The 12,185-nt window shown below is 45.0% G+C and carries 13 protein-coding genes; 5 read left to right on the top strand and 8 right to left on the bottom strand.

Features of this window, described 5'->3' with window-relative positions; all coding sequences use genetic code 11:
* Nucleotides 1–251: 251 nt before the first annotated feature.
* Together focA and ABUE30_RS01360 are read left to right on the top strand one after the other, a co-directional pair.
* Nucleotides 252–1,136, top strand: coding sequence for a formate transporter FocA (gene focA / locus ABUE30_RS01365; protein WP_408621892.1), 885 nt, complete (start codon nucleotides 252–254; stop codon nucleotides 1,134–1,136).
* Between the two features lie 38 nt (nucleotides 1,137–1,174).
* Nucleotides 1,175–1,699 (top strand): CBS domain-containing protein, encoded by a 525-nt coding sequence (locus tag ABUE30_RS01360; protein WP_408621891.1) that lies wholly within the window; start codon nucleotides 1,175–1,177, stop codon nucleotides 1,697–1,699.
* Nucleotides 1,700–2,042: 343 nt separating this feature from the next.
* Here the strand turns inward: ABUE30_RS01360 and ABUE30_RS01355 are convergent, their stop codons facing one another.
* The 7 genes from ABUE30_RS01355 to aspS form a co-directional block, all read right to left on the bottom strand.
* Complete coding sequence (locus ABUE30_RS01355) at nucleotides 2,043–2,513, bottom strand: GNAT family N-acetyltransferase (protein WP_408621890.1); 471 nt, start codon at nucleotides 2,511–2,513, stop codon at nucleotides 2,043–2,045.
* Nucleotides 2,514–2,655: 142 nt separating this feature from the next.
* Nucleotides 2,656–2,883, bottom strand: a complete 228-nt coding sequence (locus ABUE30_RS01350; RefSeq protein ID WP_408621889.1) for a DUF3820 family protein — start codon at nucleotides 2,881–2,883, stop codon at nucleotides 2,656–2,658.
* 19 nt (nucleotides 2,884–2,902) lie between these two features.
* Nucleotides 2,903–3,991 carry a threonine aldolase family protein gene (locus ABUE30_RS01345; RefSeq protein ID WP_408621888.1) on the bottom strand — a complete coding sequence of 363 codons (1,089 nt, stop codon included), beginning with the start codon at nucleotides 3,989–3,991 and terminating at the stop codon, nucleotides 2,903–2,905.
* A 190-nt stretch (nucleotides 3,992–4,181) separates the two neighbouring features.
* Nucleotides 4,182–5,144: a D-2-hydroxyacid dehydrogenase family protein gene (locus ABUE30_RS01340; RefSeq protein ID WP_408621887.1), complete on the bottom strand. Its 963-nt coding sequence runs from the start codon at nucleotides 5,142–5,144 to the stop codon at nucleotides 4,182–4,184.
* Between the two features lie 220 nt (nucleotides 5,145–5,364).
* Nucleotides 5,365–5,889: a crossover junction endodeoxyribonuclease RuvC gene (gene ruvC, locus ABUE30_RS01335; protein WP_408621886.1), complete on the bottom strand. Its 525-nt coding sequence runs from the start codon at nucleotides 5,887–5,889 to the stop codon at nucleotides 5,365–5,367.
* A complete protein-coding gene (locus tag ABUE30_RS01330) occupies nucleotides 5,889–6,635 on the bottom strand; it encodes a YebC/PmpR family DNA-binding transcriptional regulator (RefSeq protein WP_408621885.1) in 747 nt (248 codons plus the stop codon). The genes ruvC and ABUE30_RS01330 overlap by 1 nt, the downstream gene beginning before the upstream one ends.
* A 130-nt stretch (nucleotides 6,636–6,765) precedes the next feature.
* Nucleotides 6,766–8,538 carry an aspartate--tRNA ligase gene (gene aspS, locus ABUE30_RS01325; RefSeq protein ID WP_408621884.1) on the bottom strand — a complete coding sequence of 591 codons (1,773 nt, stop codon included), beginning with the start codon at nucleotides 8,536–8,538 and terminating at the stop codon, nucleotides 6,766–6,768.
* Nucleotides 8,539–8,789: 251 nt separating this feature from the next.
* On the opposite strand from aspS, the gene ABUE30_RS01320 reads away from it, so the two are divergent.
* From ABUE30_RS01320 to cmoB, 3 genes are all read left to right on the top strand, one after another.
* Entirely contained in the window at nucleotides 8,790–9,701 is a 912-nt protein-coding gene (locus ABUE30_RS01320; protein WP_408621883.1) for a M14 family metallopeptidase, read from the top strand.
* 140 nt (nucleotides 9,702–9,841) lie between these two features.
* Nucleotides 9,842–10,585, top strand: a complete 744-nt coding sequence (gene cmoA, locus ABUE30_RS01315; protein WP_408621882.1) for a carboxy-S-adenosyl-L-methionine synthase CmoA — start codon at nucleotides 9,842–9,844, stop codon at nucleotides 10,583–10,585.
* Nucleotides 10,578–11,567 carry a tRNA 5-methoxyuridine(34)/uridine 5-oxyacetic acid(34) synthase CmoB gene (gene cmoB, locus ABUE30_RS01310; RefSeq protein WP_408621881.1) on the top strand — a complete coding sequence of 330 codons (990 nt, stop codon included), beginning with the start codon at nucleotides 10,578–10,580 and terminating at the stop codon, nucleotides 11,565–11,567. Before cmoA ends, cmoB begins: the two co-directional genes overlap by 8 nt.
* Before the next feature lie 108 nt (nucleotides 11,568–11,675).
* Here the strand turns inward: cmoB and ABUE30_RS01305 are convergent, their stop codons facing one another.
* On the bottom strand, nucleotides 11,676–12,170 hold the full coding sequence (locus ABUE30_RS01305; RefSeq protein ID WP_408621880.1) for an AAA family ATPase: 495 nt from the start codon (nucleotides 12,168–12,170) through the stop codon (nucleotides 11,676–11,678).
* Nucleotides 12,171–12,185: the final 15 nt, after the last annotated feature.

Raw genomic sequence — 12,185 nt, 5'->3', positions numbered from 1 at the left:
CCAACCTTTTGATCAAACGAAAGATACACCAATGAGCTCATTGGTTAGATGACAAAAAAGCGATCAATGACTGCGATTACGATCAAAAATACCTGCATTCAATAAGTGTGATCTGGGTCAACAAATGTGTTCATTTCCAGCGTTTTCATCCATCAAAGATTTCTATTTTATGCCTCTTCACGCAAAATAGCGCCGTTGTTTAAAGCATGACCTATCCGGTCGATTACAGTAAAAAGGAATTATTGAGTACCATGAATACGCAATCAACCAATGAGGCAATTAGTCCAACAGATATGACCTTACGAGCAAAAGATTATGGTCATCACAAAGTTACCAAAGCCCCTAAAACCTCATTTATGCTGGCCATTGCAGCAGGCATGTTTATCGCACTCGCGTTCGTATTCTATGTCACCGTTACAACCGGTAGCGGCAACTCGGGATTAGTTCATTTAGCGGGTGGTCTCGTCTTTAGTATGGGGTTAATTTTAGTCGTCCTATGCGGTACAGAGTTATTCACCAGTACCGTGTTGTCGTTTATGTCCTATGCCAATGGCGAAGTCTCTCTTAGTGCACTGCTACGCTGCTGGTTACGTGTCTACGGTGGCAACTTGGTCGGTTCGCTCTTTATTGTTCTGTTAATGATGGGTGCTGGCATGCACATGGCCATGAATGGTCAATGGGGATTAAGTGTCCTGCATTTAGCTGAACACAAAATTCACCACACATTTATTCAAGCCTTTACTCTGGGAATATTATGTAACATGATGGTGTGCCTTGGCGTATGGTTAACCTTTTCAACCAACAATGTTTTAGCCAAAGCGATGTTAATGGTTTTACCTGTTGCTATGTTTGTTGCATCAGGATTTGAACACTGTGTGGCCAATATGTTTATGATCCCAATGGGCATTGTTATTCACAATTTTGCAGATGCTAACTTTTGGCAAGCAATCGGCATGCAGAGCCAGCAGTTTTCTGATTTGACGTTGAGCAACTTTATTTTTAATAATTTAATCCCTGTCACCCTAGGTAATATTGTCGGTGGTGCAGTGGTTATTGGACTTGGATTTTGGAGTATTTTCAAATCGAAATCAGCTCAAACCAATCCGCAAGAAACAATGGTTACCGAGTTGAGCTAACTAGGATTAGCCCTTTTTCAATGCAAGGAGATCAAGTTATGTTACAGATCATTCAGAAAATGCTAATACGTGACCTCATGAATGATAATCCATTAATGTTAAAAGCATCAGTCGGACTGCATCGTGCGTTAGGATTGTTGTTGGATCATCATATTGTTGCCGCGCCAGTGGTCACCGAAGATCACCAGCTAATTGGGTTTGTTTCAGAACAAGATATTTTGCGAGAACTGTGGGCTAATGACTTTAGTTTCGATATTAATCACTGTGTCGGTGACATTATGCGAGATTCGGTCGTTACTGTCTCACCCGATGAAACAGTGGATGAACTTGCTGCATATATGGTGTTTGATCCCAATAAATTGTTTGAGAACAAGCAAACCAATCAAAACCGTATCCCAGGTAGTTTCAATGACGATTTAGAGAATGCACAGGTTTGCCGCCCAAAACTCTATCCAGTGGTTCAAAACGGCATTGTATTGGGTACTATTGATCGCCAAACTATTTTGCACACCTTCCATCGATTAGCGCAAAACCAGCGCCAGCAAACTGGTGAAAGTATTTAATACTCATTGATCCCAGCGTATGCTGGGATTTTTGATACTTATATCGATTAATTATTCGCTCAATCAGTTAGATAACTAATCTATACAATTATAGTTTCATCTGTCAGATGAATCAGCGAAGTACTTTGCGTATAGCGACCGCTGATTCATCGATACCGATACAAACATGTCATGCAATCTGCAATTTAACATTCTCGGCATTTTCAAAAATGATCAGTGCTTAACGTTGCTCTGACCTCTATACAATTAAATAACATGCAAACGCCCTATTATTATGTCGTTTTCGCGACAGTCATAGCTCCGATTGTTTATTACCGACTAGCACCCGCCGATTATTGTCGTTTTAGAGTAGCTCTTTGTTCATATTGCAACTAACTTCTCGAAAGCCTAATAAAGTATACAGTTGTTTGGCCGCTGTATTGTGGTTAAACACATGCAAGCCAATATGGTTCATTCCCAACGACTTGGCATATCGCTGCACAGCATCCAGAGCCCGCGTTGCAAATCCTTGTCGACGAAATTCATTCTTAATTAAAACATCAAAAATAAAAGCGGTATGAATATCCTCATCTATGGCCAACCATAGCGCCCCAACACAGGTGTCATTCTCAGGATTAGTAATGTTAAATAGATAATTATTTACAGTATAAATGCCGTTGGGTAACAGACCCCAAAGGTCACTCCGTGAGTGCTGAATCGCTCCTTTTTCAGGCCAACGCCCAGAGGCTATATTTTCTTTTGCATACTCAATAATCAAACGCTCAAAATAGGTAGAAAATTCCTGTACAGACATCTTTTCTAAAACTGATCGCATGCGTATGTAACCTAATTCAAGTACTCAAATAAGCATCATTTCGCTTCTTGGCAATAAATACAAGCTAGTTGAGACAAAATGTCGGCCAGTTATCAGAAAAAGTGCTCAATATTGACATTCCAATATTGTACATCAATGACGATCAAAGGAATGACTGGGGACGTTTTAACGGCTGAACAACTTCATCTAGCCCTTCAATTTTAAGCATTAAACACAGCTGCATCAATTCACCAAGTTCCCCTTCAGGAAAACCTTGTTTATCAAACCAAAACAAATACTCTTCCGGCAGATCGATTAACAATCGGCCAGCATATTTGCCAAATGGCATTTTGACCTGCACTAACTTTAAGATGTTCGCTTTATCTAACATAGCCATTGCCTATCATCGTTTATCGCTGTTCGGCATGCAGATAATTCTGAATCCAATCCAGCAGCGCGATCAGCTCATCATCAGGCATGGTTAATAAGCGGTCCCCCACATACCACTCAATAAAACTTTGATTCGGTTGCGGCGCACTTTGAGGATGACCAAGCCAGATACCTTTTTGTTTGGCCAACGTGTCGCGCAACGTATTGGCTTTCTCCAAATCCATCGGTAAATACCAATGCAACATATTCGCCTGCGGTTGACTAGGATTAAGCGTAACGACAGGATATCGTTGAAAAATTTGGTAAATCTGCTGGGTTCGGGCAAATAATTTGGGTAACGCAGCAAGACGGGCATCAAACTGCATCGCAGCCGACACCACATAGGGCGTGCGATGATAGACATTGCCACCCTGACGGCGCATCCATAAACGGGCCTTTTCAATCAAGGCGTTGTCACCTGCTAATATGGAACCGCCCAGACCATTCACACCTTTATAGAGGGAGACATAAACAGAATCAAACCCTTGAGCGATATCTGCATAGCTTTTTTGGTAAAACGCAGCACTCTCCCAAAGGCGAGCCCCATCCATATGCAGGTGGATATTTTGCGCGTGGCAGTAAGTTTTAATGGCAGATAACTGCTCAAAGCTTGGTAACTGGCCTCCGATTTCACGCATCGGCAGCTCATAAACCGCAGCGGCAAGCTCATCTGGCCACGCCTTAAGGTCATCCACCAGCCAAGGCGAATGGCGATCGCCAATCGGCAAAACATGAAATCGATTTTGAAGCTGATAGCCTTGGCCTTCATGGCGATTAATGTGACAGGTTTCGTGCATAGCCACGTTATAACAGCGTCGCTGCTGACAAGCCAGTTGCAATACTGTGGGTTGAGTCATAGTACCGCTAATCACAAACAACGCTGATTCAAATCCAAGTAACTCAGCAATTTTTTGCTCAAATTGCTCAATCGTCTCCCCTTCCCCATAAGTGTCGTGCTCCACATGATGGGCTTCACACCATGTCGCCATCTGGGTAAATAATTCAGCGGGGGAATATTCGTGATTTCCAGAGAGAAAAGTATGACACTGTTTACGTAAATTGGTGGGCATATCATCATCCATATTCGTTATCTATCGATACATCCCCTAATGGATGATCACCGATAATCCTAACAACTATCTGTAATGATTGCTATCTACTCAGATTGAGCCTGCAATTAGGTCCTTCTCATCGTTCAATCGAGGGCTTCTGCTTTACATAACCGGCGCAGCTCGACTGGGCATTTTGTTCTAGTAGCCATTACCTAACTAAATTTTGGGGTTGGCCTTGCGCAAAAGCGACGACGTTTTCAAATGCCACTTTAAAATAGAGCTCATAGCTGCTTTTAGTGACATACCCAAGATGGGGCGAGCAAAGCACATTCGGCAGCGACAATAATGGCTCATTTTGATCAGTGGCAGGTTCAACTGCAAACACATCCAAAGCGGCTCGTTTTGTAGGATGGGAGAGCATTTCATTGTATAGCGCAAGAGATTCAACCAACTCCGCTCGGCTGGTATTAACAAATAATGAATCTGATTTCATCACCGATAAATCGGCAGCCGTCACGCACCCTCGCGTTGTCTCATTCAACCTTAAATGAAGTGAAACGATATCTGAACTGGCAAAAAACTCCCGCTGAGATGTCGCTGCAATAAAACCATGCTCTTCAGCCAACACTCGCGAGGTGTCACTTCCCCAAATCATAACCGACAGACCAAAGGCTTTGGCATACTGTGCTATACGCTGACCAATTTTTCCGTAGCCCCAAATGCCTAGCGTTAACCCATTCAATGTTCGACCTAATCCTAGCCCACTCGCTTGCTGCCACTGAGAACATGAAAGATTAACAACGTATTCAGGAATATTTCTTGATGCGGCCATAATAAGAGCCCAACACAGCTCCGAGGGTGCAACGGGTGAACCAATCCCTTGCGCAACAGAAACCCCATATTGCTGACATAAAGCCACATTCAAATGATTACTGACTTTTCCGGTTTGACTAATGAGTTTAAGGTTTGGAAGTTTTGACAACAGCTCGTCAGTAACTTGGGTACGTTCTCGAATCAAAACTAACGCGTCAACATTAGCCAATTTCATAGCTAACTCATTAACATCTAAACAGGCTTGATTAAAAACGCTAACATCATGGCCATTAAGAATAGAGAAGCAGTCCAGCGTTTTAACAACATTCTGATAATCATCTAAAACTGCAATTTTCACAAAGATCACCTTAGTGTTATCAATTTAAGTTAATGACGCCGTTATCTTCATGCTAGAAAGCCAGTTTACTCGGCAAAATCGGCCTAAACGCCATCATCGTTCGATACACTCATCATCACTGGTACTAGCACATATAGATAAACCAATAAGCGCGGCAAAGAAAAAACGGTCACAAAGCAGGCTATTAGATCAACAACTTCGACACAAATTGACAACTTCACTAGCGAAGTCGACGACGAACTGTTTTTCGAGCCTGCCCTGCCATATTAATCATGCTTTGGTTCGTATGGGCATGACACAATGCCACGGCCAGCGCATCCGCTGCATCCGCTTGCGGCGTCGCGTTGAGTTTGAGCATGTGCATGACCATCTGTTGCACTTGGTTTTTTTCAGCGCCCCCAGTTCCGACGACAGCCTGTTTGATCTGCCGCGCAGAGTACTCAAACACCGGTAGATCTTGATTCACTGCCGCCACAATCGCCGCGCCGCGGGCTTGCCCTAGTTTCAACGCCGAATCAGGGTTGTGTGCCATAAAGACCTGCTCAATGGCAAATTCATCCGGTTGGTATTGGGTGATGACCTCGCTCACACCTTGATAAATCGTTTTCAGCCGCTGTGGCAACGCCGCTTCAGTTTGCATACGAATACAACCACTGCCAAGGTATTGCGCTTGACCATGTTGATAACGGATCACCCCAAACCCAGTCAAACGCGAGCCGGGGTCAATTCCTAAAATAACTGCCATTAGTCGAGGGTTTCCATGATCTCATCGGAGATCTCAGCATTGTGATATACCTCTTGCACATCATCATCATCTTCAAGCATATCAATCAAACGCATTAATTTTGGTGCAGTCTGTTCATCAAGCTCAGCGGCAGTTGACGGCACCATCGTCACTTCAGCGTTCTCTGCGACTAATTCGGCTCGATCTAAAGCATCTTTGACATGACCAAACGTTTCCGGTGTAGTGTATACGTCAATACTTCCATCATCATTGCTGATAATATCTTCAGCACCTGCTTCAATGGCGGCTTCCATCACCGATTCTTCATCTAATCCTGGTGCATAGTTGATGACCCCTTTTTTATCAAAAAGATAAGCAACTGAGCCATCCGTACCTAGATTCCCACCACTTTTACTAAACGCATGGCGCACACTACCAGCAGTACGATTACGGTTATCGGTCATGCATTCGACCATCACCGCCGTACCACCAGGTCCATACCCTTCATAAATAACCGTTTCAAGTTGCTGACCATCAAGCTCACCGGCGCCGCGTTTGATCGCGCGATCAATCGTATCACGCGTCATATTGTTTGATAATGCCTTATCAATTGCCGCTCGCAGCCGAGGATTACTATCAGCGTCGGCTCCACCTTCACGGGCTGAGGTCGTCAGCTCTCGAATTAACTTGGTAAAGACCTTCCCTCGTTTGGCATCTTGTGCAGCTTTGCGATGTTTAATATTGGCCCATTTACTATGACCTGCCATAACGGTACTCCACTTCTGTTTTTTATATTTTTTATCTCAGATCATTCACAATCTGATCATTATTCGATACTCAGAACATGAGCTTAAGACAGGCTAAGGCAGCGCCTTAGCCTAAAGGAATCACAAGAGGTTAGGCGTCGTCGTTTTCTTTAGCAACGAGAGCAATACCTAATTCTTGTAAAACTTCTGGATTAGCAGGGCTTGGCGCATTGGTTAACGGGCACCCAGCCGTAGTCGTTTTAGGAAATGCCATCACTTCACGAATATTCGCGGCACCAGTCATCAACATCACTAACCGGTCTAAGCCTAATGCAAGGCCGGCATGTGGTGGCGCACCAAATTGCAGTGCCTGCAATAAGAAGCCAAATTTATCCTGCGCTTCTTCTTCGCTAATCCCTAACGCTTCAAATGCAGCCGACTGCATCTCTTGTTGGTGAATACGTACCGAACCACCACCGATTTCGAAACCATTCAGTACAACGTCATAAGCATTAGATAAGATATTAGCTGGATTTTCACGCAATTGTTGCGCTGTAACGCCGGGGACCGGTGCGGTAAATGGGTGATGCATCGCCCATAGGCGACCATCCGATTCTTCAAACATTGGGAAATCAACCACCCACAATGGTTTCCAACCTTGTTCAACCAGCCCCAGATCTTCACCCACTTTCAGCCGCAGAGCGCCGATGGCATCACACACAATATTGTAGCTATCGGCACCAAAGAGCAGAATATCACCAGATTGGGCATTTGCCCGTTTAATCAGTGCTTCGATAATATCGGCAGTTAAGAACTTAGCCACCGGTGACTGAACACCTTCAGATCCGGCACTGACATCATTGATTTTCATCCATGCCATGCCTTTAGCACCATATTTACCAATATATTTGGTGTATTCATCTAATTGTTTACGAGATAACTGCGCCCCTCCTGGCACACAAAGCATTGCCACCCGCCCTTTCGGGTCATTAGCAGGGCCAGCAAAAACCTTAAACTCAACGTCTTTCAATAAGTCAGCAACATCAATAAACTGCATCGGGTTTCGTAAATCTGGTTTATCGCTGCCATACAAACGCATTGCGTCATGCCACGTCATAATTGGAAAATCGCCCAAATCAACATTTAATAGCTGATTAAACAGGTTACGAAGTAACGCTTCTGTGACTTCACGAACTTCATCGCTGGTCATGAAAGATGTTTCAATATCCACTTGAGTGAATTCTGGCTGGCGATCCGCACGCAAATCTTCATCACGGAAACATTTAACAATCTGATAGTAGCGATCCATCCCCGAGACCATCAACAATTGCTTAAAGATCTGCGGGGATTGTGGCAGCGCAAAAAACTTACCGCGGTTGGTTCGACTTGGCACTAAATAATCGCGAGCCCCCTCAGGCGTCGCTTTGGTCAACATTGGTGTTTCAATATCCAAAAAGCCGTGACCGTCCATAAAACGTCGAATAAAGCTGGTTACTTTAGCGCGGAACATTAATCGCTGCGTCATCTCAGGACGACGTAAATCCAAATAGCGATATTTCAGACGCAGCTCTTCGCTATTTTCTTGATTACTATCAAGAGGCAATGGTGCCGAGCGGTTAAGAATTTCAAGCTCTAATCCAAGCACTTCGATCGCGCCGGTTGTCATATCTGTATTCACTTGCCCTTCTGGGCGAGGACGTACTTTACCGCGTAATTGCACGCAAAACTCGTTACGCAAGGTATTGGCAACCGTGAAACTATCATCACGATCCGGATCAAAGACGACCTGAACAATCCCTTCACGATCACGCAAATCGATGAAGATAACGCCACCTAAATCACGACGTCGATTAACCCAACCGACCAGATCAATTTCCTGGCCCTCATATTCAGATGTGACTTGTCCACAGTACACAGTGCGCATAACGCCTTCCCGTTGCAGATTAAAAAACCGATTTAGCCTGTTGGCCAGCGAAAGCTGAGATTAAGCAATGCTTAAAGACGAAGACCCAGCCCAACTAGGCATACCAAGGTGTCATTATAAAGGATTTTATTGCGAAAACAGAATAGCTATCCTCGAATTCCTCGGCCACCTTGGCTTAACCAACAAAAAGTTGCAACCCATTTAAAACACTCCTACCCTGTGGCTTCTATATTCGAGCTAAGGCAAACGTTATGTCATCATCCTATCCGATTGGTCAAGCTGGAACCCCTTGGGGCGTAGCTGAAATTGCTGCGTGGCGAAGCGCGCAGGTGAAACAACGCAGCTACAATAATGAAGTGATCAGCAAAATTGACCAGTTGCCAGAGAGTTGTGTCATTGAGCAATACGGTGAGCTTAACTATGCTGAGCATTATCCATTGCTGGCGATCAAAAGTGCCATTTGGCAACGCAACCGCCCTACTATTTTGATTACTGGCGGCGTACATGGCTACGAAACGAGCGGCGTGCAAGGTGCTTTGTGCTTTGCTCGTGAACATATAAGCGACTACCAACAACACGTTAATATCATCATCACGCCTTGTGTTAGTCCCTGGGGATATGAGCACATCCAACGCTGGAACCCTGAGGCAATTGACCCGAACCGCTCGTTTTATCAGGATTCACCAGTGCCCGAATCGGCTCAGCTGATGGCCTACATTCAGGCGCAAGACGAGCCAATCTGGTTCCATATTGATCTACATGAAACCACCGACAGTGACGAACAAGAGTTTCGCCCTGCCCTCGCCGCCAAACAAGGCAAGCCTTATGAAGCAGACAGCATACCCGATGGTTTTTATCTGGTAGCCGATAGCGCCAAACCAACACTTGAGTTTCAGCGAGCCATTATCGATTCAGTCGCAAAAGTCACTCACATTGCCCCTTCCGATGATCAAGGGCTAATTATCGGTGAAAAAGTGGTGCAACCGGGCGTGATTCTCTACCCAATGGCTAAATTAGGGTTATGCGGTAGTTTGAGTGATTGCCAGTTTCACGCCACCACCGAGGTCTATCCCGATAGCCCCAAAGCAACCCCAAGTCAATGCAACAAGGCCCAAGTCGCTGCCATTCTCGGTGGATTAAACTACGTGTTGGCGCAGCGATAGCAGAAAGAAGGTGGTTATTACATCACTTTGGACAAACAGCATTTAAACAGACAAGACAGTTTAGCCAAAGCGCGGTAAAATGCCGCCGTTTGCACGATTGTGCACCTATTAATAGCTTTAATGGTAGTTAGATTAAACTCATGCATCGCTCAGATAATATCTTCGCCCAACCTATCGCTCAAGTCGGTAACTTTCGCTTTGATCAACAAGTGGTCGAAGTTTTTCCAGATATGATCCAACGTTCGGTTCCCGGCTATAGCACCATTTTGGATGTTATCGGCAAGCTCACCGGACAATATCACCAAGCAGACTCTAGGCTCTATGATTTAGGCTGCTCACTCGGTGGTGCAACACTGATGATGCGCCGAAATATCAGCCACAGTGGTTGTGAGATCATTGGTGTTGATAACTCTGAGCCAATGATCGAGCGCTGCCAAAGCCATCTAGATGCCTATCGTAGTGATACCCCTGTACAGCTGATTTGTGCCAACATTCAGGATGTCAGCATTGTAAATGCTAGCGTGGTCGTTCTTAATTTTACCTTGCAGTTTATCCCCCAAGCTGAGCGAGATGCACTGATCCACGCTATCTATCAAGGGATGTTGCCCGGCGCGATGTTAGTCGTCAGCGAAAAAGTACACTTCACTGATTCACCGGTGCAATCGGTACTAAACGATCTGCATCTGGATTTTAAACGAGCCAATGGTTATAGCGAGCTTGAGATTAGTCAAAAGCGCACGGCTATTGAAAATGTGCTACTCACCGACACGTTAGATGCGCACATCATGCGGTTTAAAACAGCCGGATTTGCCCATGCGAGCGCATGGTTCCAGTGTTTTAACTTTGTCTCATTTATTGCGATCAAAGGAGATCAAAATGATTGAATTTGGCCGCTTTTATGCACAAATAGCACAAAGCCCACTGGCCCATTGGTTAGAAGTACTACCAGGCCAGCTTAAAGTATGGCGTGATGAACAAGCCCATGGTTTATTGCCCAGTTGGGAGCGCGTCTTAGATAAACTCCCCGATCAAAGCGGTGCGGCCATTGAGCTCAGCGACAGCGTTACCATTAACGCCCACCCTCGATTGATTGATGGTGAAAAGCGTCGCGTTGAAAACTTACTGCGCAGCTACCATCCATGGCGCAAAGGACCTTATCGAGTCTTTGACTTTGAGATTGATACCGAGTGGCGCAGTGACTGGAAGTGGGAACGTTTGGCTGAACATATTAGTCCGCTGGCCAATCGCCATGTATTAGATGTCGGCTGTGGCAATGGTTATCATATGTGGCGCATGCTGGGCGCGGGTGCTAAATTTGTAGTTGGAATTGACCCATCGTCACTGTTTTTAGCACAATTTGAAGCAATTCGCCATTTAGCGGGCGCGCCGCAAAATATCCATTTACTCCCCCTTGGGATTGAACAGCTCCCGGCGCTCACTGCCTTTAATACCGTCTTTTCCATGGGCGTGCTCTACCACCGCCGCTCCCCAATTGATCATATTTTTCAGCTTAAAGAACAATTAGTCGAAGGCGGCGAACTAGTTCTGGAAACACTTGTCGTAGAGGGTGATGAACAAACTACCCTCACCCCGCCCGAGCGCTACGCCAAAATGAACAATGTGTGGTTTTTACCAAGTGTCGCAGCGCTTAAGCTCTGGCTTGAGAAGTGCGGCTTTGAACAGGTACGCTGTGTCGATGTGAGTGTCACCTCAACCGAAGAGCAGCGTAGCACTGAGTGGATGACCAATGAGTCACTCGCGCAATTTTTAAACCCAGACGATCCAAGCCAAACCGTTGAAGGCCATCCAGCGCCTAAACGTGCAGTAATGATCGCGCGTAAACCTTATACTGCGACGCCGCCATAACAGCATTTAATTGATTGCCCTAACCCATTGAATATAATTCCTTATTTATGCGTTCAAAAAAATTAGGGCGAATCATTTTCTTAGACTTGGCAGATTAAAAGTGCTTTGTTAGGTATTTTGTGTCACTAGGGTTGTATGAAAACCTTCTTTGGATGTTGGTGCCACAAAATGCTTTGTAACCTGCTCAAACATATGCGGTGTATCGGTTGCTACTCTTTCAGGCTGTGCTTTGCTTCTTTTTTCAATCTGTTTTAAACAGACTTCATTTGGCAAGTCGATGTAAATCAAATGATGGGGAGCGTCGACCTCTGAGAAGATCCCCCGGAACCAATCTCTTTGTGAACGCGTATTGGCCGGGAAATCCATCACCACATTGGTTCCCGCAGACAACATGGATTGAACCAGTTTTTTAATCGGTGGTTTCAATAGATTTGAATATTCAATATAGTCGGTTAGTAATGCGATCTTATTTGGGTACAGTGACGCCAGCCATTCATCCTCTGAAAGCAGTACTGCGTTGTTATACTGTGTGATTTCAATAGCTTTGGTAGACTTTCCTGCCCCCATTTTGCCACAGAAAAAAGTTAATGTTCCCTTGTTCATAGTTGCTCTTTATGT

The sequence above is a fragment of the Celerinatantimonas yamalensis genome, from assembly GCF_046054155.1.
In the GTDB taxonomy this organism is placed as follows: domain Bacteria; phylum Pseudomonadota; class Gammaproteobacteria; order Enterobacterales; family Celerinatantimonadaceae; genus Celerinatantimonas; species Celerinatantimonas yamalensis.
Note: the sequence above shows the minus strand (reverse complement) of the source record. Positions and strands in the feature narration are given on the sequence as shown.